The following is a 22798-nucleotide window of genomic DNA, read 5'->3' as shown; positions in this document are numbered from 1 at the left end:
TCCGCCAGGTATGGGGTCGGTCTGTGAAGTGAAGATATTCCTATAAAAAACCCGAGGGAAAGTCTTTTTTGGAATAAGCTAATTATTAGATATTGTTATTATGTGATTTATTAAGATCATCTATTTTTATGATGTTTTGCGCTGGTGCGGGCCGTCACGCTCAGCGAGACCAGTCCGCTTGCGCCATGTAGCCACCCGCGAAAAAAGACAACAGAACGCAGATGTTTGCGCTCAGTTAATATATGACCCACGGCCACGAGCAATGGCTTCAATCGCGGCCAAGCCTTTCCTGAATCCCCCCTGAGAAACAGTATGAACACCGAATTGACGGAAGAAGAGATGCGACAGGCGCTATTCGGCGTATCTGTGCCCGCAGTGTCGACGGAAGCTGACCCTCAGCCAGAACCCGTTCCAGCAGTCGTGATACCGCCAAAGGCAACGCCCAAAAAGCAACAGAAAACCTCAAAAAGCTTTACCCCGAGGCTCAGGGTCACACTGCGCGTGGGCAATGAGTTCGAAGGGCAGATGCACGAGATCATTCATGAGGCTGATACGCTCAGCACCCTTGTAGCCGAGCAAGAAGCTACCAAGGCAGCCAGGAAGAAGTTTCGTTTTGTCGAAGTGGTCTCGGTCAAGTCGATGTAGTGGCGATCGCCATTTCTCCAAGGCGTTGCAGCGGTTTCGCACAGCGCACATTTCTTTGAACTCAACCGGCCACCCACTTTCCGGCATCCCCTGGGCCGCTTTCGGGGCGACTGGAAAATGTGGTGGGACATGCTGACCGGCCGACTACCGTTCTGAAGCACGGCTGCCGTGAAGATTGAGGAATGGATCTTCACGGCACCAGTTCATTTTTGGACAGGCCGTATTCCCCCAACGAATAGAGCAAGGTTCCATACCCCAGTTGGTCGTAGCCGCCGCTGTTGGGGCCATAATCCCCGCCACCGCCTTCCACCTCGACTTTGTGCGCGAAGGCTTTCACGTTCGGCGCGCTGAGGCCTTTGAGCACCACGTAATGGTTGTAGAGCAGTTCCCAGATCGGGCGGATGTCGCCACGGTGATCGGGCGAGATGACGGTCTGCTTGAACGCGCTGTTGATGAAGGTCGTGAACGGCACGTCATTGCCCAGGTTGTACTTGGCCACATACTCGGCGCCTTGCAGCACCCGGTTGTTCTGGTAACCGAACAGGTCGTCGCCCTGGCTCCAGGCCATTTGGCAGAAGCTGCCGAGCAAGGCGATATCGAGCATCGTGTGCGCTTGGTCACGCCCGCTTTCCTGGACTTGACCGAGGCCATTGCCGTAGAGCTTCCACACAGCGTGTTCGATGGCGCCGTTGCCGGCGCCGTGCTTGAAGTAGTTGACCGCTTCATCGTAGATGTCGCGGCGGTCGGTCAGCACGCCGATGGCCAGCATCGCGTTCATGTTGGCCAAGTCCCAATTCGCCCAATAGTGGTCGACCGGCGCGTTATTGTGATGCACCAGAAAATCATGATTCATCGGGTAGAAGACCGTGAGCATCATGCTTTGGAACTGACGAAAATCCGCCGCCTTCCACTTTGAATAACCGCGCAGCAACTCTGCGGCGTTGGCCAGTTGATAACCGTACAAGCCGGATGCCAGGAAGCGGTCCGAGGTGCCTGCAATCGACGTAAGGGCGCTGGACCATTGGTTCAACATCGCTACGGCTTTGTCGGCATACGCGGGATCACCCGAAAGCTGCCAGCGCAGGGCCAGTGCGTACGCTGCTGCAGCGTCATTGAATAAGCGGGCGTAGTTTTCCGGATGTTGGCCATCCGCGCCCCGATACACCACTGCGACCGGGCTCGGGTTCCAGGCCAGTGAAGCGTGCCGGTTGGCGATCAGCTTCTGCCACCCGGCCAGCCACGGCTGGTTATGGTTGGCCAGTTTTTCGCGGATGCGCAGGAAGTCCTGTTCGGTCTGCAACAGGCCTGGATGGACGAATGCGTCGGGATGTGGGGTTGCGGCGTGACTGGCAATACTGATCGACAGTGCGCTGAGCAGCATGGCCCCTTTGGATAGGCGTTTGACGGTGCGCGTCGCCTTGAGCAAAAAAGTCATGGTGTGTTCACCGTGATGTGTGGAGTTTTACGCTGCGTAAACAGCAATACATACAGGACCGGGATCAACCCCAGCGTTACCAACGTTCCCAGTGCAAGACCGCCCATCATGCTGATTGCCATGCCTTTCCACAGTGGCCCGGCAAACAGCATCAACGGGATCAGCCCGAGGATGCAGGTCAGTTTGGTCATGACGATCGGGCGCAGGCGTTTGACGGCGGCATTTACGACGGCCTCGTACACGGGCAGGCCGTCGTGGAGTTCCGCTTCAATACGCTCCAGCAACAGCACCGCGTTATTGACGATGATCCCTGCCAGTGACAGCAGGCCGAACGTGGCCATGAAGCCAAACGGGTAACCGGTGACCAGCAACGCGACTGAAACGCCGATCAGTACAAAGGGAATTGCGCAAACCACAATCAGCACCTTGCGAAACGAATTGAACTGCCACACAAACAACAACAGCATGGCGATCAGCGCGTGGGGCAGGTATTGCAGCAGCGCCTGGTTGGCATCTGCCGAGTCTTCGATTTCACCGCCCAGTTCAATCCGGTAGCCCGGCGGCAAGCGCAGTGCCGCGACCTGCGGCGCCAGTTGCTCGACGATGGACGTCGCCGTCAGCGACGGGTTGTGGCCCACTACGGTGATGGCCCGTTCCTGATTGCGGCGCATCAGCGTGGACGGTTCGCTGGAGGCGACAATGCGGGCAATGGCCGACAGCGGCACGGGCGTCGAGCCGTCGGCCGGGTAGACCTGGATACCGCGCAGGTCGGGCGATACGGTGTTTGTCATCGCAGGTTCGCGTACCACCAGCGGTACGCGGGTCTGATTGTCCTGCAGGGACGAAACCTGGAGGCCGCCGAAGTGTAATTGCAAGGCCTGGGCTATGGCCTGGGTGTCGACCCCGGCGCGGCGTGCACTGTGCTGGTCGACCTCGACGGTATAGCGCGCCAGGCGCGTGCTCCAGTCATTGCGCACATCGAGTGTGCCCGGCATGTTGCGCAAAGCGTTCTCGATCTGGCCGGCCAATAGGCGTAATACGTTCTCGTCCGGGCCAATCACGCGATAGATCGCGACCCCGGCTTCTGTGGTGCCCAGGGAAAACCGTTTGGGCTCGGCGCGCAGCTCGGGGTGTTGTTTGAGCAGATAGCGACGCATATTGGCAATGACCGCATCGATATCCGTGCCCGCCATGACGCTGACGGTGAAGTAAGCGGTTTCCGGTGCTGGCTGCGGCGGGTTGAGGCCCAGCACGATGCGCGGTCCGCCATCGCCCACGTAGCCGATGCTGTCGACTACCTGGGGTTCCTTGCCTAACCACAGGCTGATCTCGCGCACGCTTTGCAAGGTCTTGCGCGAACCGCTGCCGGGCTCCAGGGTGATGGGCACCTGAAACTGCAACCGGTCCGACTGGGGTAAAAAGTCATAGGGCACGCGCATCAGTTCAAAAATGGCGGCGGCCAGCAACACCAACATGGCCATCAGAAACAGCACTTTGTGCTGCAGCACGCGGCAGATGACGGCCCGATAGCCTTGGTAAAAGCGGCTGTTGTAGCTGTCCTCTGACGCCTTATGACGTGGGGGCTTGGCAAAATACAGGCACAGCAGCGGCGTGACGGTGATGCTCAACAGCCACGAGCCGAGCAGGGTCAGGGCAAGAACAATGGCCAATGACCGCAGGTATTCATTGGTGCTGGTCTGGCCGAGGAAGAACGGCGAGAAGGCCAGCACAATCACCAGGGAGGAGGTCAATAGCGGAATCGCCAGCGTACGCCCCGCATCCTCGCAGGCCTGGCGGCGTTCCTCACCGGCATGCAGCCGGCGCTCGATGTCCTCGGCGATGACAATGCCGTTGTCCACCAGCAAGCCGAGCGCGAGGATAATCGCGGCAATCGATACGGTCTGCAGCTCGACCCCCAGCATGCGCATGGCGATCAACGTGCCGAGGATCGTCAGCGGCACAATGGCGCCGACCACCAGGCCGGTGCGCCAGCCAAGGAACAGCATCACCACCGCCATGACGATGACCACGGTTTCGATCATCACATGCTTCATCTTGGACATCTGCTGATCGACCACATCGGCCTGGAACGTCACCACATGGGCGGTAAAGCCCAGCGGGAGTTGCTGCTCCAACTGCGCCAGTCGTTCGCGCAGGGCTGCGCCGAATTGATGAATGTTTTGCCCTGGCGCCATCGACACGGCCAGCACCACGGCGTCCTGGCCCTGGTACACCGCGGCGGTCTGGGGCGGGTCGGCAGCCATCACGGCAATCTGCGCAAGGGCGCTCAACGGCACCGATTGCACACTGCCGTCGGCGCCGGGCAGTTGAATCGGCACCTGGCGCAACTGTTCCACACCGAGCAATTCGCCGGTCACGGTGAGGGTGGTGATCTGCCCGCCAATGTCGGCGATACCGCCAGGCGCCAGCACATTCTGTTGCTGCAGTTGCTGGAACAATTGCTGCGGGGACAAACCCAGCCCGGCCAGGCGTTGCGGGTTGAAATCAATTGAAAGCTGTTGATCCTGCAAACCATGCAAGGTGACCTGGCCGATGCCCGGCAACCCGCCCAACTGGTCGCGCAGGCGCTTCAACGGCCCGCGCATCTCGCTCATGCTGTAGCCGGGTGCGGTAACGGCGATGGAGGCCACGGCAACGCGCCCGAAATTATCGTCGACAAACGGCCCTTGGGTGCCGGGTGGAAAGCCCGCGCCGGCTTCGGCGACCTTATTGCGCACCTGTTGCCACAGCACGCCGAGGTCCTTGGTTTCATCACGGGCCGTCACTTGGATAACCACGCTGCCGGGATGAATCGTGGTCACGATATTTTTGATTTGCGACAGTTCGCGCAGTTTTTCTTCGGTGGGCCGCGCCAGCAATTCTTCGGCGCGTTCGCTGGGCAGTCCGGGGAACTGGATGCTCACCAGCGCATCGCGGATGGTCACCGAGGGCTCTTCCTGGGTGGGGAAGCTGAGAAACGTCGCCACACCTGCGATCAGGATCAACAGCGCGGTGAAGAGCGTCAGGCGGCTTGCGCCCAAGGCGTGTCGGGTCAGGTTGATCATTCGGTTGTGCTCAAGCGGCTGGAGGGCGCAAGCAGGTTGACGGGCTGGCCGTCACTGAGAAACGCGACGCCCGTGACGACCACTTGCTCGCCATCCTTGAGGCCGTTGTCGACAGTGACGCGGCCCTGGTCGATCAGGCCGATCTTGATGTCACGCTGGGCGACCTTGCCCGCGGTGGGGTCATAGACAAACACTTGCACCTGGCTGGCATCACCCCCGATGCGCAGGGCCTGGGTTGGAATGGACAGCGGGAGCGGAGCAGGGGACGCGAGCCTCACATTGAGATTCACGCCGCTGGGCAGCGCGAGGTCGTTGGCGGTCAGGCGAAAGCGCGCGCTTTGCAACAAACCGTTCTGTGCGCGCATCGACAGGCCTTCCAACACCAGCGGCAGGCTAGAACCCGGCGCGGTCGGGTCGGCGGCTACGGCGTGGTCCCCAGGCTTGAGGCTGGCGGCCTGTTCCACCGGGATTTGCACCAGCACCTGCAAAGCGCCCGAGGCCTCCAGCTCCATCACGACCTGGCCGGGCGATAGCTCGCTGTACAGCTGCGCAGGCCGAGCCACGACGCGGCCGTTGAAAGGTGCAATCAGTTGCCCTTGGCGCTGATCGCGGCGCACCAGGTCCAGCGCCGCTTCATCGGCGGTCTGCTGCGCGACGGCCGCTTGCCACGCCGCTTCGGCTTGCTCCACAGCGCTGGTCGCGACGCTACCCTGGGTAAACAACTGTTGCTGGCGGACTTTGTTGCGCTTGCGCTCGCTTGTCTGTGCCACGCTGGCAAACAAGGTGGCCTGGGCCTGTTTCAGGCGCAGCCGGACTGCGGCCGCGTCCAGACTCGCCAGTACCTGACCTTGTTTAACCGAATCGCCTACATCAACGTTCAAGGCGACCAGACGACCTGCGCCCTCGAAGGCCAGCGTCGCACGTTGGCGTTGGCGCACAACGCCGGTCAACGGCGCAGCGTCCACTTGCGCGGCGCGCACTGCGGTGACTTTTACGGACCTTACGGCGGGCTCCGGCACGGGTGACTCGCGCGAACAGGCCGCCGTTGTCAGGCAGGCGAGGCCGAGGAGGAGACGGGCCCAGGGACGAAACAGCTGAGGAAAACCATGCATGCCTGGGGCCTCGTTATCAGAAGGTGTAGTTGATGGCGAACAGGCCAAGGCCGGCGCTTTCACGCAGGACCAGCGGGCTGTTGCGGGCCTGGTCGGCGTACTGGGTCAGCGTCAGGCTGACCAGCGTCGACCAGTGTGCATCCAGGCTGTGCTGCCAGTTCAAGGCGGCGGAGTAGGCATAGATGCCTGCATCGGCGCTGTATTTTCCATAGAGCGAACGCTGGCTCTGCGCCTGGGTGACGCCGAAGTAGGTCTGGTTGTAGCGGCTATCGCCGGCGTGCGCATCGAGGTCCAGGGCCAGGGTGTCGCTGTCGGTATGAAACAGAATGCCTTCGAGGCCAAAGCGGTAGCGGTTGCCCCGGTGCTCGCCGGCCATGCGCAGTTCGGCTTCGCCGCTGACCGACAGCCAGTCAAGCAGTTGCTGGCTGAGGGTGAAGTCGGCGACGGTGGCGCCGTTGACATCGCCCATGCCGTTCAGCTCGCGGCCGCCGGGGCGGCTGGTGCTGTCCTTTTCCTTGCGGCCCAGGTCGTAGTTGATCGCCGCGCTGGCAGCAAAGCCGCTGTCGGATTGAAATTGCACACCCAGGCCACGGGTGCTGTCGGCAAACAACACACCGCGCTGGATGCTGAACATCGGCAGCACGAGCGCCCGGTAGCGGTCTGCGCCCATGAAGCGCGGTGTGACGCCCATGCCGAGGCCCAGGGTGGCAGTGGTGGTGTCGGCCGCCTGTGCCTGAGGCGCCAGCGTGCAAGACATCAACGCGGCGGCGCCCCAAAGCGCGGCACGGGTAGGAGGCGTGATCAAACTCATGATGGAACCCTTTCTGCGGAGGAAAATAACGGTGCGCCAGACAGCGCGCGATACAGCGCCAGGCGGTTGAACAACAACTGGTAGGTGGCCTTGCGTAATCCGATGGCGGCTTCAGCCAGGCGAATTGAAGCGCCGGTGTGCTCTGAACGGGCAGCCGCACCCACGGCTATTTGTTGGTCGAGACGCTTGGCCTTCAAGGCGGTCAACGCCGCCAGATCAATTTGTGTGGTGGCGTTGGCCAATGCTTGCTGGCGCTGAGTCAACAGGTCGGCGATTTCGCGGAAGGCGTCCTGCACGGTTTTTTCGTATTGGGCGACTGCCGACTGTTGGCGAGCGGTGGCCAGGTCCAGGTTGGCCTGGTTGCGGCCACCGTCGAACAACGGCAGGTTCAGTTGTGGGGTGAACAGCCAGGCGCCGCTGCCGGCCGAAAACAAGTTGCTCAAGCGCGGGCTGGCGATGCCGACACCGGTGCTCAAGGTGATCGAGGGGAAAAACGCTGCACGGGCGGCACCGATGTTGGCATTCGCCGCGCGCAGGGCTTCCTCGCATTGGCGCACATCGAAGCGCTGCAGCAGGCGCTGTGACGGCATCTCGACCAGCCATGGCGGGGGACTGAGGTCGATGACGGCGCTGTCTGCCGCCGCTGTAGAAAGGGCAGCCTGATAGCCGGTGACCCACGCCAGCGCCTGTTGTGCACGCGAGTAGTCGGCGCTTGCATCCTGCAATAGCAGAGTGGCGCGACGCACCTCCATGCGCTGGGTGTCGACCGTGTCCGGGGCTACCAGGCCTTCCTTTTGCTGACCGTCGAGTACGCTCAGCAGTCGTTTCTGGTCGTCGAGAATTGACCGCGTGTCGGCCTGCACGCCCGCCTGCAAGCGCTCCTGCAAATACAGACGCGCCACTTCGACGATCAGCGCCTTGCGCGCCGCCAAAGCCCCGTAGCGTGTGGCGAGGTAGTCATGTTGCGCCGCTTCGGACAGGCTGCGCACCCGGCCGAAAAAATCCAGCTCGAAGTCCGATACACCCACGGACGCGACCGCGATGTCCTGCCCGTAACGTTCGTCGGCGGCCTTGTCGTGCAAGTGCTGGCGGTTGCGTTGCAGCCCCAGGGCCACGGTGGGTAAGCGATCGGCGCGAGAAATGCCGTACTCAGCGCGGGCTTGCTCGACTCGCAGCAACGCCAGGCGCAGGTCGCGGTTGTAGTCCAAGGCGTGTTCAACCAGAGCCGGTAACTGCGCCGATGAGTCCAGGCTGGCCAACAGGTGTTTTTCCTCTTCGGACAGCGCTTCCACGCTGTTGATCATGGAGGAGGGCGCGCCCGTTAGCCGTGAGCCTTGCAGGGTGTCCGGCACTGGCAACGCGGGCGTCTGGTACATCGGCGCCAGTGAGCAGCCGTTCAACATGCCCACCAGCAGCAAAACCGCGCCGAGGCGTTCAGGCAGCTTGATAGGCTTGGACAGCGGTGCAGTGGTCGGCATAGGATCGGTTCGCGAAAGTCGGGCGTAGGCCAATACTGGCAGCGGACTTTCAATAAACCGTTCGTGAATTATCAAGGTTTCATCAAGAGGCTTCTTTGTGTCAGGAAAACGTATCCTCATTGTCGAAGACGACGCCGACAGCGCCAATATTCTCGAAGCCTATCTGCGCCGGGACGGCTTTGAGGTGGCCTTGGCCGAAGACGGCCAGCGTGGCCTGGACCTGCACAAAAGCTGGCAGCCCGACCTGATCCTGCTGGACGTGATGCTGCCCCGCTTGAGCGGCACGGAAGTGTTGTCCGCCGTGCGCCGCAGCAGCGACACGCCGGTGATCATGGTCACGGCCATGGGCGATGAGCCGGAAAAACTCGGCGCCTTGCGCTATGGCGCGGATGACTATGTGGTCAAGCCCTACAGCCCGCGTGAGGTGGTGGCGCGGGTGCATGCGGTGTTGCGACGTACCCTGGGCAGCCAACCGGTTGAACAGCTGCTGCGCCATGAAAACCTGCGTGTTGATCTCACCGCCTTCACGGCCAGCCTTGAGCACCGCGATGCGCCGCCGCAGGTGCTCGACCTGACGCCGACGGAGTTCAAGCTGCTGGTGACGTTGCTCAAGACACCATCCAAGGCGTTCACCCGTGATGAGCTGCTGGAAATCTGCCTGCCGGAAAGCGAAGCCCTGGCACGGGTCGTTGATGCCCACGTACACAACCTGCGACGCAAACTGGAAACCCATGGCATCGCCGGGGTATTGGTGACCGTACGCTCCATCGGCTATCGGTTCAGGTAAGCCGCATGTTCAAGAAATCTCGGGTCAACGACAAACCGCTGTGGCGCTGGGTCGGTATGCGCATGAGCCTGTTGGCAATCGGCGCCGTTGTGGTGATTGCGCTGTGCATGTGGGTCAACTTCAAACTGTCGGACTGGTATTTCTTGCAGCGCCTGCCGCCGCAAGCGCGTGAGGAGTTGCTGCACCTGCGCGCCGAGCCGCAACTCAATGAAACACGCTTGCGCCAACTGGTTGCCGAATACTACCCGGTGGAATTCTTCCAGCCGGATATCGCCAATCGCGACTGGCTGATCCTGGCCTGCCTGGTGCTGGCTGCCATCCCAATCATCATCATCTGTGGCTTGTGGTTTTCACGCCCCTTGTCCAGCCAGTTCTCGGCAATAGCCCAAGGGGCACGGCGAGTTGCCGGCGGAGATTTCTTCACGCGCCTGCCCATTCACCGGCACACCCCCGACGAGCTGCAACGCCTGATCGGCGACTTCAACAGCATGACCACGCAACTGGAGCGTTACGAGCGGGATGTGCGCGAGTCCAGCGCGGTCATCGCCCACGAATTGCGCACGCCACTGAATGCCGCCATGGGGCGCGTGCAGGGCATGCTCGATGAGGTGTTCCCCAGCGATGCCGTACAGTTGGGCATGGTCAAGCGTCAGCTCGATCAGCTCAGGAAACTGGTGGATGACTTGCACCTCTTGTCGATGGCCAGGGCGGGTCGACTGGTGCTGGAGCGCAGCGACTTTTCCCTGGCAGCCCTGGTGAGCGAACGGCTGGCCTGGTTCCAGCCGCAATTGGATGACTTCGGTGTGCAGACGTACATCACTATCACCGACGGGTTTCGTATCAATGCCGATCGTGATCGCCTGGGCCAGGTGCTGAATATCCTGATCGATAACCTGCTGCGCTATGCGGCAGGGGGCGGTGAATTGAGCATCATGGCGCGGCAGGTCGAAGGGCGGGTGGTGATTGAGATCGGAGACCTTGGCCCTGGTATCGAGGCGCAACACCTGGACAGTGTCTTTGACCGCTTCTGGCGTGCAGAGCGTTCCAGGGCGCGTTACTCGGGCGGCAGCGGGCTAGGCCTGTCCATCGCCCGGGCGATTTGCCAGGCCCATGGCGGCGCCATTACCGCCAGCAATCGTAGCCAGGGCGGCACTCTGATCAGGGCGGAATTTCCGTCATAGCGGTCGCGTTAATATCTATGGCTAGATAGCTATTAATATATAGGTAATAATCGCCCCGACGGCGTTAATTCGAGCGCCTGGCGCAGTATTGACGGGGCACGGCCATGGCGAACGGACAACATCGGTTCAAACGAATTCTGCTTACCAATGACGATGGCATCGATGCCCCAGGGCTCAAGGTTCTGGAGCGCATCGCTTGCCAATTGGCGAGTGAGGTCTGGGTCGTCGCACCGCTGCTCGACCAGAGCGGCACCTCCCATTCCTTGAGCCTGCATGCCCCCCTGCGCATGAGCTACCACGGCACACGCCGGTTTGCGGTCACGGGTACGCCAGGCGATTGCATCGCAGTGGCGCTCGGGCATCTGCTGAGTCACGACAAGCCGGACCTGATTTTATCCGGCGTGAATCGCGGGGCGAATCTGGGAACGGAAACGGTGTTTTCGGGCACCGTCGGCGCCGCGATGACAGGGTTGCTGTTCGGTATCCCATCCATTGCGTTGAGCCAGGCGTTTACCGACCGTACCGCAGTGCCTTGGGGAAACGCACTTGACCACGGGGCACGGGTTATTGAGCAACTCATGGCGATGGATTGGCCGCATGATGTGTGCCTGAACGTCAATTTTCCGAGTTGTGCCCCCGGTGCCGTGCTGCCTCTGAAGATAACGCGCCAGGGCAGTGGGCGCTTGGAGAGGGTCTCCGTACGCTCGGAAAATGACCCGCGCGGCCTGGAATACCATTGGCTTCAGTTGGAGCGGCATCAGGGCGCAGATGAGCCTGGGACCGAAACGGCGGAAAATCTTGCGGGGCACATCACCGCGACGCCTTTGCAGTTCGAACGCACGCACGCAATGGCGGGCGTTGTCTCTGAAAATGGCTTCAGCGTTCCTCGTCGCGGCCATACTGGCTGAGCTTGTCCATCAGCAGCCCGGCCGCTTCCAGTTGCTTGCGTTCACTGGCGGTGAGGCAGGCGTCTGCCGCCTCAGCCAGCCACTCATCACGGCGCTGACGGCTTGCTTGCAGGACGCTCTGGCCTTGTTCCGACAGCCCGATCCAGGTGCGTCTGCGGTCTTGCGTATCTGGCGTGCGGGTAATCAGGTCTCGTGCTTCCAAGTCCTTCAACAGCGAGGCAAGGTTGGATGAGCGGATGTTTTCCGCTTCGGCGATTTTTGAAGGCGTTGCCATGCCGTCCATTTGGTCGATGGCGCTCAGCACCAGCATCTGCGACCAGGTCTCGGGATGATTCTGCGCCTCTTGGCGCAGGCGCTTGTTCAAGCGCGTGAAGCGCCCGCGAAATAAAGAGATGTCCATGCTGCAGTACCGTGGAAAAAACCTATGGGATTGTAACTAAATCGGGCGGGATGTGCTGTGGTTGCCTTTGTGCCGGATTGGCTGTGTCGAGCGCGCTTATTAAAAGCTAAAATGCTCTCATTTAATCAATGATTGCAACGTGCCATGAACTTGGGTGGCGAAGGTTATATGTTGAGTAGTGGCATATAACTACTTAAATAATTTTTCATCCTGTGCATTTAGAGTTCCATGTTAAACCTTGTTTCGCACTATGGAGCTGGTCGAGATCGAAGTGTGCTGTGCACTTTAAAATCGGCTTGTCATATAAGCGTTAGTAAAAGGACATCAACATGAAACATGCGAATCACACACCTACTCGCTGGACTCGGGCTGATGCGCTGAAAGTCAATGAAAGTGACCCCACTACCACGCAACCGTTAGTGCCGGCTGATTTTCCCGTGATGAGTGACACGGTATTCATCTGGGACACCATGCCCCTGCGCGACCTCGACGGGGCGGTGGTTTCCGTTAATGGCTGGTCGGTAATTTTCACGTTGACCGCCGACCGGCGCCCCCATGATCCGCAGTTTATTGATGCCAACGGGCGTTATGACATCAAGCGCGACTGGGAGGATCGACACGGCCATGCGCGTATCTGCTTTTGGTACTCACGCACCGGCAAGGACTGGATTTTCGGCGGTCGCGTCATGGCCCCAGGCGTGTCGCCCACCACGCGGGAATGGGCAGGAACGCCGATCCTGGTGAACAATAACGGTGACATCGACTTGTATTACACCTGCGTTACACCCGGCGCGACTATTTCCAAAGTCAAAGGCCAGATAGTGACAACCGAGGAGGGCGTTGAACTCGTCAACTTCAATAAGGTGCACGCATTATTTGAGGCGGACGGGGTTTATTATCAGACCGAGTCGCAAAATGCGACGTGGAACTTTCGCGATCCAAGTCCTTTTATTGATCCGAAAGATGGCAAGTTATATATGGTGTTTGAAGGCAATGTCGCGGGTGAACGCGGCACCCACATAGTCGGCCCCGACGAGATCGGCCTGGTCCCGCCAGGCCACGAAGAGGTGGGTGGCGCTCGCTATCAGGTGGGGTGTATTGGCCTTGCCGTGGCCAAAGACCTGAGAGGCGATGAATGGGAAATATTACCGCCGTTGGTGACGGCCGTTGGCGTTAATGATCAGACCGAGCGCCCGCATTACGTCTTCCAGGACAACAAGTACTACCTGTTCACCATCAGCCATAAGTTCACCTATGCCGACGGTGTGACCGGCCCCGATGGCGTTTACGGGTTTGTCAGCGAACACCTGTTCGGCCCTTACCGGCCAATGAATGCCTCTGGCCTGGTATTGGGAAACCCACCCGAGCAGCCCTTCCAGACCTATTCACATTGTGTGATGCCAAATGGTTTGGTGACTTCGTTCATCGACAGCGTACCCACCCGCGACGGCGATTTCCGCATCGGCGGCACTGAAGCACCCACGGTCAGGATCCTGCTGCAGGGCGATCGCTCGTTTGTACGGGAGGCATATGACTACGGTTATATCCCGCCGATGCGGGATATCGTGCTGGATTGAGGGTGTTGCGCCGGTAAAGCCTGCCCGTGATCACGCCTGTGCGTGTCCCGTCCCAAAAAGCCAAAAGCCACTCAGTCGAGTGGTTTTTGCGCGCGGAGAAAAATCTCGGTATCCCGATTAGACCTCAGACAAACCACGCGGCACGTTTAAGGCGCAGTTATATGAACGACCGGCAAGCCCGTGCGCAGACCAAGCTTACGCGCCAACGTGCTTTTGCCTGAGCCAGGTTGACCAACAATCATCACCCGTTGCATCGAACCTCCTTTTCGCTTTGCACGCTGATTTTTCGGGGGAAAGATTCTACTTGAGCCACCCGCGCCGCAGTGAGGGACGGCAGGAGCCTCGCTAAAGGCTCCTGTGGTTGTCACTTCGCGTCACCGGCGTGCGCCTCTGACAGCGTTTTGGCATGCTCCAGATGCGATTTCAATTTGGGCAATGTCTCGGTGGCAAACGCTTTAACCTCAGCGTCCTTGCCTTCAGAAATCTCCTTTTCAAAGATTTCAATCGTGGCCTCATGCGCCTTAACCTGATTGTTGGCATAAGCTTGATCGAAGGATTTTGCGCCGCGAAGTTCCAGAATCATCGCTTTGGCCTTGTCCATGAGCTCCGCACTGTCGGAAACCTTTAGATTTTTGGCGTCCGCAATTGTTTTAAGCTTTGCGTTCGCCGCGGTGTGATCCTTGATCATCATGTCTGCAAAGGCCTTAACATCGGCGGCACTGCCTTTTTCTTGGGCGAGCTTGCCAGCTTCGACTTCGGCTACTCCCTTGGCGGAAGCGTCCTCAACAAAATCGTCGTCTTGTGCTGCGAAAGCCCCTTGGGCCGCCAGGCTGACGAGCAAGGTGAGTGCGCAAGTTCTTAGTGCGTTTGGCATATCGATTTCCTCTTCATGTCTAATGAGCAATAGCGCCCATAAACTTGTGAGCGGTAGCCACGCATTACGTTCAAGGTTTCTTTAAAGCGACAGACTATCGGGCATAGAAGCCTGCGCATACACGGTTCGGCGTGCATGGGCTCGCGCGGTTTCATGGCCGAAAATACAATGGCATTTCTTCGTGTTTTTGTGAGCCATCCCCAAAAAATATTTTGACTGGGCTCTAACGCAGTGATTCAAGGTCGGCCGAATTGAGATTTGCCCCCAATTTTGCCCCTTGAAGCGCAGGATAATGCGAAATCGCGCTCTACCCTGCAGGGCTGGTCGGAGAATAATTGTATTCCGGCACCGTGCCGGTTTTTTTGGGTATGAGGAGAACTCATACCCCCATGACTTTTAATGGTTACGGCCCCTCCGGCCCCCGATGTTAAAAAATCGCAAACACAGCTCACCAATAACAAAAAGAGCGTTTGCAATCATGACTAAGCCCCTCTGCCGCGCCTCCGCCAGCCTCGTGTTGCGCTCTTCATACCCTGATGTTTGCCAGGCGATCTTCAAGATCCGCGTGCGCTTCTGATCACCCAAAATAAATCCAAAAAGAGTAACGACTCATGAAAGAACTCGACCTGTATATCGGTGAAGGTTTCGAAGGTCCTGGTGTGAATGCCGCACACATCAACATCCTGATCGGCCCGCGGAACGGGCCGGCGGGGCAGGCGTTTGCCAACAGCTTGGCGTCGCCGAGCCAAGGGCATTGCCCCTTTATGGTGATCGCCCAACCGAACATTCCGGTCAAGCCGATGACGCTCTACGTCAACAAGGCTGCGATCAGCAGCGACTTGCACGGCAACGCCACCTGGGGCGCGTCCCAGGCCGGGATTGCCAAGGCTGTGCTGGAAGCGCTGCTGGACGGCACCTTGCCGCCGGAAGCCGAAGACGAGTGGGCGATTGTCACCGCCAACTGGGTCAACCCGGCTTGCGATGATCTGGATGCGGTGTACTTGAATAACTACAACGCCTGCCGCACCGCGATCCGCGCCGCCCTGACCGGCAAACCGGAAACCGCGCAACTGGCGGATGTGGTCACTCACATCAGCAACCCTTTCTACACCCCGAAAGCCTGAGGTCTGAGCCATGCAATACATCCGTTTGGGCAACTCCGGCCTGCAAGTCTCCCGCTTGTGCCTGGGCACTATGAACATGGGCACCCCGGACTGGAAACCGTGGATCTTCGATGAAAAGCAAAGCGAGCCGATCGTCGCCCATGCCCTCGATAACGGGGTGAATTTCATTGACCTGGCAGACTTCTATTCCGCAGGTGTCGGTGAAGAAGTGGTCGGGCGCATCGTTAAGCGTCTGGCCCGTCGTGAAGATTTGGTCATCACCACCAAGGTCGGCTACGGCACCCGCAACGGCATCAACGCCAGCGGTCATTCGCGCAAACACATCATGGACAGCATCGACGCCTCGCTGAAGCGTTTGAACATGGATTACGTCGACGTGTTCATGCTGCATTACTTCGACCTGAATACCCCGGTTGAAGAAACCATGAGTGCGATGAACGACATTGTGCGCTCCGGCAAGGCTCGCTACATCGGTGTGTCGACCATGCTCACCGGGCAGTTGGCGAAGATCCTCATGGCTTGCGAACGCAATGGCTGGGTCAAGCCGATCAACATGCAGTTGCAACTGAACTGCGCCTACCGCGAAGAAGAGCGCGAGATGATTCCGTTCTGTCGTGATCAGGGCCTGGGTGTCTCGGTGTTCAGCCCGCTGGCTCGCGGCTTGCTTACCGGCGACGTGCAATCGACCCGCAACCAGACCGACTTCTTCACTCAGCAGATGTACAGCGACGAGGCTTCGTTCGAGATCGCTCATTCGGTACAGCGCGTCGCCCGCGCCCGTGGTGTGTCGAACGCGCAGATCGCTCAAGCCTGGGTCGCCAATCATCCGGGCGTCGATTGCATGCTGGTCGGCGCCGACACCACTGCGCAGTTCGACAGTGCCCTGGCGGCACTGGAGACCAAGCTTGATGCTGAAGAACTGCAGGAACTGGAACGTAACTACACCCCGTGCGACGTGATCAACGATTACACCGCCGGCAAACGCATCCTGCGCTCGGCTCGTCCGGGCCTGGAACGCTTTACTCTGACCGAGGCTGTGGCATGAGCACGCTGATCCGTAACGGCAATTTCATCGACGGCCAATGGTCGAGCGGCGGTGCGACCTATCCTGTATTGAACCCGGCCAATGGCGAAGTGATCGCCGACGTGCAAAAGGCCGGCGCCGAAGAAACCAACCTCGCCATCGCCGCGGCGAACCGCGCTTTGCCAGCCTGGCGAAAATTGACTGCCAAAGAGCGCAGTCAGCGCCTCAAGCGCTGGGGCGAGCTGATGCTGAGCAACCAGAAAGATCTGGCCACTTTGCTCAGTCGCGAACAGGGCAAACCGCTCGCCGAAGCTATGGGTGAAGTGGTCTATGCCGCAAGCTTTCTGGAATGGTTCGCCGAAGAAGCCAAGCGCGCTTACGGCGACGTAATCCCGAGCCATAAGGCTGATGCGCGAATCATTGTGGTCAAGGAGGCCATCGGCGTGGTTGCGGCGATCACCCCTTGGAACTTCCCGCTGGCAATGGTCACGCGCAAGGTCGGCCCGGCGCTGGCGGCGGGTTGCACAATGATTCTCAAACCATCGGAAGAGACACCTTTGTCAGCCTTCGCCTTGGCGGTGCTGGCCGAGCAGGCGGGCATTCCTGCCGGCGTGTTCAACGTCATCTCAGGTGACGCCGCAGCGATTGGCGGGGCGCTGCAAGCGAGCGGCATCGTGCGCAAACTCTCGTTCACCGGCTCGACCCGCACCGGTAAACTGCTGATGCGCCAAGCGGCAGATACGCTGAAAAAAGTCTCGCTGGAGTTGGGCGGCAACGCGCCGTTCATTGTGTTTGACGATGCTGATCTGGACGCCGCGGTCAAAGGCGCGATGGCCTCGAAATTCCGCAATACCGGGCAGACCTGCGTCTGCGTGAATCGTTTCTTCATCCAGGACGGCGTTTACGAAGCGTTCACCGGCAAACTCGCCGAAGCGGTCGCTGCGATGCGCGTCGGCAGTGCTCTGGACGGTGAAACCGAGCAAGGTCCGTTGATCAACGCAGCGGCGTTGGCCAAGGTTGAGTTGCACGTGAGTGACGCCTTGGAGAAGGGCGCCACGCTGTTGTGCGGCGGTCGTAGGCATGCGCTTGGCGGCACGTTCTACCAGCCGACCATTCTCACCGATGCCACCAGCGACATGCTGATCGCCCAGGACGAAACGTTCGGCCCCGTAGCTGCGTGCTTCCGCTTCAAGGACGAAGCCGACGTATTGCAACAGGCGAATGACACGCCCTACGGATTGTCGGCGTACTTCTACAGCCGCGACATCGGCCGCGTCTGGCGCATGGCCGAAGGCCTGGAAGCCGGCATGGTCGGGATCAACGAAGGCATCATCTCCACGGAAGTCGCGCCGTTTGGCGGCATCAAGGAATCGGGCCTGGGGCGCGAAGGCTCCAGGTACGGTCTGGAAGACTACCTGGAAATCAAATACCTGTTGATGGGGGGCCTCTAGCCCCGCTGGATGCTGGCCTCGTCGGCGATCCCGGCAGCGTTGATCCTGATCGCGCGGATCGGCACCCCGGAATCACCGCGCTGGTTGGTCAATCAAGGGCGGATCGCCGAAGCACGGGCGATTGTCAAAAAACACCTGGGTGATAATGTTGAGCTCGATGAAACCCGCTCCACCGAAACCCGTTCCGGCTACGCGGTGCTATTCAGTCGCGAATACCGCAAGCGCACCGCGTTTAACTGCCTGTTCTTCGTCTGCATCGTGATGCCGTATTTTGCGATCTACACGTTTCTGCCGTCGATTCTGCAGAAGCTGGGCTTGGCGGAGGGCTTTGGCACTGAATTGATGTTGAACATGCTGCTGATCCTCGGCGCATTGATCGGCATCTGGTGCACGGTGAAATTCTCGCGCCGAGGCTTTCTGATCAACTCATTCATCATCCTGGCGGTGGCCTTGTTCATGCTGGCAGCTCTGCCGGGCAGCGCGCCATTCCTGATGGTGCTGGTGTTCGGTGTGTTCACGCTGGTGTTGTCAGCGGTGAGCAACCTGGTGGGCGTGTTCCCGGCCGAGAGCTTTCCGACCGAAGTGCGTGCCAGCGGGATTGGCCTGGCAACGGCTGTGAGTCGCTTGGGTTCTGCGGTCAGCACCTTTCTGTTGCCGGTGAGCGTGGCCGGGATCGGGTTGAGCCCGACCATGGGCATCCTGGCGTCGATTCTCGCACTGGGCGCGATCATTTCCTGGGCCTGGGCACCGGAGACCAAATCCCTGACGCTGAGCCAGGCGTGCAAGGCGCAGAGTCCGGTGGAGAGCGGTGCGCCGGTGACCGTCAAAGTCGCAGCACCGATCTAAAGAATGGGCACATTTCCAATGTGGGAGCGGGCTTGCTCGCTCCCACAGGGGGTATCCGTGTTTCAAGGATTACTGACCAACCCCAGCCACTGCGTAAACAACCGCACCTTCGACAATCCCTGCTTATCATTCGCCACATCCAGCCAATACCCATAAGGCCCAAGCACTTCAACCGCAGTGATCGGCAACAGGCTGCCATTCGCCAGTTCCTTTTCAATCATCTGTCGGTCAATCACCGCCAGCCCACCACCGGCCAGTGCTGTGTGGATCACCTGGTCCAGCGTGCTGAATTCCAGCCCTTGCGCGGCATCGACATCCTCGCGGCCCATCGCGGCCAACCAGTTCTCCCACACCTTCAAGCGTTTGCCGTCATGCAGTATGTGCAATAGCGGAAACTGCCGCAGATCCGGCGGCTGGCCATTGACGAACAACTCGGGGCTGGCCACTGCCATGTGCCGCTCCATTACCAGCAACTGACTGCTGCAATGGTTGGCCGCGTCGAGGCCGAAGCGGATGTGGCAATCGATTTCCGCGAGGCTGTCGTTGCCGTTCTGGTGGGTCACGCTGAGGCCGATGTCCGGGTAGCGCTGGCAGAACGCGCGCAAATGCGCTGATAACCAGCGCGTGGCCCAAGTGGGTGGCGCGACGATGCGTAGGCGTTGGCGCAGGTTCGGCACACGCACCGCTTGCAGGGCACGTTCGAGGTGGTCGAAGGCATCGCTCAATTGGGGGGAGAGGGCAAGGCCGGTTTGGGTCAGCGACAGACCTTGGGGTGTGCGGATAAACAGCGCCACGCCGAGATAATCTTCAAGCTGCTTGATTTGACGGCTGACCGCGCCTTGGGTGACGTTAAGACCCAAAGCCGCCTGACTGAAACTGCGATGCCGCGCGACTTCTTCAAAAATTCGCAGCATGTTGAGCGAGGGCAGTTGACGCATGAAAGAGTGACTCCATACCCGACTTCGACGCAGTAGTGCGCGGGCAGGTTTATTGTTTTTGGTGAATATTCTGTACGGCGTATCTGACTCCTTTCTGAGAGGCCGATGCAAGTGGTGTTTGGGTAAAAGTCTTCGCGAGCAAGCCCGCGCCCACAGGTTCAGCTCATAACCTGTGGGCGCGGGCTTGCTCGCGAAGAGGCCTTGAGAAACGTCAAACAGTCCGGATCAGAAATAATACCCAATGTTCATGTATAGCTGGTTTTCCCACTGATTATTCCCACCAGACGCCAGGCTTTGGGTGTAACTGCTGCCACCAATGTACGGGTCATTTTTGCCGTACAACCATTCCGTCGCGATCCACAATTTGCTGAAGGAAAACGAGGTCCCGAGGATCAGCCGTTGCGAGGTCTTGAACGCGTCGGCGGATTTATCGAAGGCGCTGTAGTTGGCGTACAGCTTCACACCGCTGATCTGGTCGAACAGGTATTTGCCGGCGACGTCATAGCTAAGGTCGGCGACGTACAAGTTGCCGCGACTGGCGACGTTGTAGGTGCCGTCGTACCCGCCAAGTGTGACGACTTCATCACTGCCACGGTTACGCGGCGACATCTGTTGCCGCGCCGCTTGCAGTTGCACGCCCCATGGGCCGTTCTTGCCAAGGTAGTGCACGGCTACGGCGTTGCGACGGCCATCGTTATCAGTGTCCTTGTTTTCCAGGGTCGAGGTCAGGCCGGAGAGGCCGATTTCGGATTTCCACGCGCCGAGGTCCAGGGCTTTGGCCACGCGCAGCACCACGGTATTGCGTTCCTGGTTGTCGCTCCCGTCGCCCACGTAGCTGTCGGCCCCGGACACCACGCTGGAATACGTTACCCCTTTGCTGGTGCCTTTACCTTGCCACGCCGGGCGCAGGTAGTAGCCGGCCTGGATGTTCCAGTCGCCACTTTGCTGGATGTACTTGGCGCCGACTTGTTGCACATCTTCCAAGCCGATGACGTTGCCCAGGGTTTCGTAAAAGGTGCTGCCGAAGTACGGCTGCAACCCGAACGGCACGGTATTCAGGCCTACCTGCACTTGTTGGTCAGGATTGAACTTGTAACCGACCCAGGCGAACTTGGCGAACTGGATATCGCCGTAGTTCTTGGTGTACTGGTAAGGATAGGAACGGCCGTAGAAGCGGTACTGGGCCTCGCCGATCCAGGTGTCGGAGTTGTACTTGGCGCTGAGGAACACCGTGTCCAGGCCGAACTTCTGAATGTCGCGGTCCGGGTCATAGTCCCAGCGCGCCCGAATGGCACCGCCGAGGTCAAGGTTGTCGGTAACCTGCACTGCCATGGCCGGGGCCGCAAAGGCGCCGAGCAGCGGAATGAGAGCGATGGAACGGACCGCAATCTGGGTAGTCGTGCGCATAGTGTACTCCTGGTTTTTTAGTTATCGTTGGCAACAGCAGCCCATGGCGCAGCGAACGCTGCACCCTGGGAAAAAGGCTTGTTAACTCAGTTGGTTTGCGGTCGGATCAGCCTCAGCGCGGGTTCGGCAACAGGCACCACCGGAATCGCCGAAGCGCCGGGAGCTGCAGCCAGCAAGGTCTGGGTGTAGGCGTTTTGCGGCCGCAGCAGCACCTGTTCCGCCGTGCCGTACTCCACCACTTCGCCCTGGCGCATCACCGCGATGTAGTCACTGATTTGCGCCGCCACGCGCAGGTCGTGGGTGATGAACAAGATGCTTAGGTTGAGGCGCTGTTGCAGCTCGGCGAGCAGCTCCAGTACCTGTTTTTGCACCGAAACATCCAGCGCCGATACGCTTTCATCCGCAATCAGCACTTCCGGGCGCATCGCGAGGGCCCGGGCTATGCCGATGCGCTGACGCTGGCCACCGGAGAACTGCCGGGGCTTGCGCTTGAGGGCGTCACGCTTGAGCCCGACCTGTTCCAGCAAATCACCGGCCTCGGTCCACGCATCCTTGGCCGACAACCCGCGCAATTGCGCCGCGCGGGCGATGATATCGCCGACCCGGTGCCGTGGATTGAGCGAGCCGTACGGGTCCTGGAAAATCATCTGAATCCGCCGCCGATTGGCCGCCAGCGCGGAACCGCGCAATGCCAGGAAATCCGTGTCACCCACCCAGACATGGCCGCTGTCGCTTTCCACCAGCCGAATTGCGGCTTTGACCAAGGTGCTTTTGCCCGAGCCGGACTCACCCACAATCGCCAGGGTCTTGCCCCGGGGCAGTTGCAGCGAGACATCCTTGAGCGCCGGGACCAAGCGGCCACCGACGTTGTAGGTCTTGGTCAAGTGCTCGATGCGCAACGCCAACTCACCGTCGGCGCACGGCGCGTGCAGCTCCGGGTGCAGGGCCGGAACAGCGGCGATCAACTTGCGGGTGTACGGGTGTCTCGGCGAGTTGAGTACTTGATCGCGCTCACCGATTTCCACCAGCACGCCGCCCTCCATCACGGCGATACGGTCAGCGATTTCTGCCACCACGCCGAAGTCGTGGGTGATGAACAGGATGCCGTGCTGACCTCGACCGCGCAGGTCGCGGACCAGTTTCAGCACCTGGGCCTGAGTGGTCACATCCAGCGCGGTGGTCGGTTCGTCGGCAATCAGCAGATCCGGGTTCATCGCCAGTGCCATGGCAATCACCACTCGTTGGCATTGGCCGCCCGAGAGTTGATGCGGGAAGCTGTTGGCAATCCGTGGCGGATCGGGCAGTTGTGTCGAATCCAGGAGGGCGAGCATGCGTTCGCGGCGCTCCGTGGCGGGCATCTGCGGCGCATGAATGTCGAAGATTTCTTCGACCTGCTGACCAATGCGAATCGCCGGATTCAGCGCTGCCATGGGCTCCTGGAAAATCATCGCAATGCGGTTGCCGCGCAGCGTGCGCAGAGCGTTTTCGTCCATGCGGCAGATATCGTCGCCGAGGAAATCGATCACGCCTTCACTGTGGCGCAGGCCTTTGGCGTAATCGCCCATGATCGCGGCCGAGAGTACCGATTTGCCGGAGCCCGACTCGCCGATCACACACAGAATTTCGCCTTTGCGTACATCCAGGCTGATGCCCTTGACGGCGTGGCTACGATCGGCGCCGGCGGGCAGTTCGATGGAGAGGTTTTCCACTCTCAATACTTGTTGATGACTCATGC

Annotated in this window: 18 protein-coding genes and 3 pseudogenes; 10 read left to right on the top strand and 11 right to left on the bottom strand. The window is 59.8% G+C overall.

The annotated features are described in order from the left end of the window. The first annotated feature begins 312 nt into the window (after positions 1–312). Positions 313–645: a hypothetical protein gene (locus EJD88_RS13425; protein ID WP_158878195.1), complete on the top strand. Its 333-nt coding sequence runs from the start codon at positions 313–315 to the stop codon at positions 643–645. Positions 646–699: 54 nt separating this feature from the next. Next, positions 700–801, top strand: a pseudogene (locus EJD88_RS27545) (Mpo1-like protein); the annotation flags it as partial. Between the two features lie 34 nt (positions 802–835). On the opposite strand, the gene EJD88_RS13415 reads toward EJD88_RS27545, so the two are convergent. From EJD88_RS13415 to EJD88_RS13395, 5 genes are read right to left on the bottom strand one after another with little or no spacing between them, the layout of a single operon-like run. Continuing rightward, positions 836–2080: an alginate lyase family protein gene (locus tag EJD88_RS13415; RefSeq protein WP_158878194.1), complete on the bottom strand. Its 1245-nt coding sequence runs from the start codon at positions 2078–2080 to the stop codon at positions 836–838. Then, positions 2077–5145, bottom strand: coding sequence for an efflux RND transporter permease subunit (locus EJD88_RS13410; RefSeq protein ID WP_158878193.1), 3069 nt, complete (start codon positions 5143–5145; stop codon positions 2077–2079). The genes EJD88_RS13415 and EJD88_RS13410 overlap by 4 nt, the downstream gene beginning before the upstream one ends. After that, a complete protein-coding gene (locus EJD88_RS13405; RefSeq protein ID WP_158878192.1) occupies positions 5142–6257 on the bottom strand; it encodes an efflux RND transporter periplasmic adaptor subunit in 1116 nt (371 codons plus the stop codon). Before EJD88_RS13405 ends, EJD88_RS13410 begins: the two co-directional genes overlap by 4 nt. A gap of 16 nt (positions 6258–6273) precedes the next feature. After that, a complete protein-coding gene (locus EJD88_RS13400) occupies positions 6274–7068 on the bottom strand; it encodes a MipA/OmpV family protein (RefSeq protein WP_158878191.1) in 795 nt (264 codons plus the stop codon). Further along, on the bottom strand, positions 7065–8546 hold the full coding sequence (locus EJD88_RS13395; RefSeq protein ID WP_158878190.1) for an efflux transporter outer membrane subunit: 1482 nt from the start codon (positions 8544–8546) through the stop codon (positions 7065–7067). Before EJD88_RS13395 ends, EJD88_RS13400 begins: the two co-directional genes overlap by 4 nt. Positions 8547–8643: 97 nt before the next feature. Here EJD88_RS13395 and EJD88_RS13390 point away from each other — a divergent pair, with 97 nt between their 5' ends. The 3 genes from EJD88_RS13390 to surE all read left to right on the top strand — a co-directional run bounded on the left by EJD88_RS13390 (position 8644) and on the right by surE (position 11422). After that, entirely contained in the window at positions 8644–9333 is a 690-nt protein-coding gene (locus EJD88_RS13390) for a response regulator (RefSeq protein ID WP_099584274.1), read from the top strand. A gap of 5 nt (positions 9334–9338) precedes the next feature. After that, positions 9339–10514, top strand: coding sequence for a cell wall metabolism sensor histidine kinase WalK (locus tag EJD88_RS13385; RefSeq protein ID WP_158878189.1), 1176 nt, complete (start codon positions 9339–9341; stop codon positions 10512–10514). A 104-nt stretch (positions 10515–10618) separates the two neighbouring features. Then, positions 10619–11422, top strand: coding sequence for a 5'/3'-nucleotidase SurE (gene surE / locus EJD88_RS13380; RefSeq protein ID WP_158878188.1), 804 nt, complete (start codon positions 10619–10621; stop codon positions 11420–11422). On the opposite strand, the gene EJD88_RS13375 is transcribed toward surE, so the two are convergent. Then, positions 11391–11822 (bottom strand): MarR family winged helix-turn-helix transcriptional regulator, encoded by a 432-nt coding sequence (locus tag EJD88_RS13375; protein WP_158878187.1) that lies wholly within the window; start codon positions 11820–11822, stop codon positions 11391–11393. The two genes, surE and EJD88_RS13375, sit on opposite strands and share 32 nt — an antisense overlap. Before the next feature lie 329 nt (positions 11823–12151). On the opposite strand from EJD88_RS13375, the gene EJD88_RS13370 reads away from it, so the two are divergent. Then, entirely contained in the window at positions 12152–13399 is a 1248-nt protein-coding gene (locus EJD88_RS13370) for a glycoside hydrolase family 68 protein (RefSeq protein WP_112195190.1), read from the top strand. Positions 13400–13557: 158 nt separating this feature from the next. Here EJD88_RS13370 and EJD88_RS27220 read toward each other — a convergent pair. Further along, positions 13558–13653 (bottom strand): annotated as a pseudogene (locus EJD88_RS27220) (AAA family ATPase); the annotation flags it as partial. Between the two features lie 110 nt (positions 13654–13763). Continuing rightward, entirely contained in the window at positions 13764–14273 is a 510-nt protein-coding gene (locus EJD88_RS13360; RefSeq protein WP_112195194.1) for a DUF4142 domain-containing protein, read from the bottom strand. 611 nt (positions 14274–14884) lie between these two features. Here EJD88_RS13360 and fae point away from each other — a divergent pair. The 4 genes and pseudogenes from fae to EJD88_RS13340 form a co-directional block, all read left to right on the top strand. Further along, positions 14885–15397: a formaldehyde-activating enzyme gene (fae, locus tag EJD88_RS13355; protein WP_158878186.1), complete on the top strand. Its 513-nt coding sequence runs from the start codon at positions 14885–14887 to the stop codon at positions 15395–15397. A gap of 10 nt (positions 15398–15407) precedes the next feature. Continuing rightward, positions 15408–16442 (top strand): aldo/keto reductase, encoded by a 1035-nt coding sequence (locus EJD88_RS13350; protein ID WP_158878185.1) that lies wholly within the window; start codon positions 15408–15410, stop codon positions 16440–16442. Further along, positions 16439–17872, top strand: a complete 1434-nt coding sequence (locus EJD88_RS13345; protein ID WP_158878184.1) for an NAD-dependent succinate-semialdehyde dehydrogenase — start codon at positions 16439–16441, stop codon at positions 17870–17872. Before EJD88_RS13350 ends, EJD88_RS13345 begins: the two co-directional genes overlap by 4 nt. 3 nt (positions 17873–17875) lie before the next feature. Next, a pseudogene (locus EJD88_RS13340) lies at positions 17876–18718 on the top strand (MFS transporter); the annotation flags it as partial. Positions 18719–18780: 62 nt separating this feature from the next. Here the strand turns inward: EJD88_RS13340 and EJD88_RS13335 are convergent. From EJD88_RS13335 to EJD88_RS13325, 3 genes are all read right to left on the bottom strand, one after another. Further along, positions 18781–19656 carry a LysR substrate-binding domain-containing protein gene (locus EJD88_RS13335; RefSeq protein ID WP_158878183.1) on the bottom strand — a complete coding sequence of 292 codons (876 nt, stop codon included), beginning with the start codon at positions 19654–19656 and terminating at the stop codon, positions 18781–18783. Between the two features lie 225 nt (positions 19657–19881). After that, on the bottom strand, positions 19882–21063 hold the full coding sequence (locus EJD88_RS13330; RefSeq protein WP_158878182.1) for a hypothetical protein: 1182 nt from the start codon (positions 21061–21063) through the stop codon (positions 19882–19884). Positions 21064–21149: 86 nt separating this feature from the next. Beyond that, the gene (locus EJD88_RS13325) at positions 21150–22796 is read right to left on the bottom strand and encodes an ABC transporter ATP-binding protein (protein ID WP_158878181.1); all 1647 of its coding nucleotides are present in this window, start codon (positions 22794–22796) and stop codon (positions 21150–21152) included. Between the last annotated feature and the right edge of the window lie 2 nt (positions 22797–22798).

The organism is Pseudomonas sp. PB105 (assembly GCF_009764655.1).
In the GTDB taxonomy this organism is placed as follows: domain Bacteria; phylum Pseudomonadota; class Gammaproteobacteria; order Pseudomonadales; family Pseudomonadaceae; genus Aquipseudomonas; species Aquipseudomonas cyclaminis.
The sequence above is the reverse complement of the archived record's forward strand: the minus strand, read 5'-3'. Positions and strand labels throughout refer to the sequence as shown.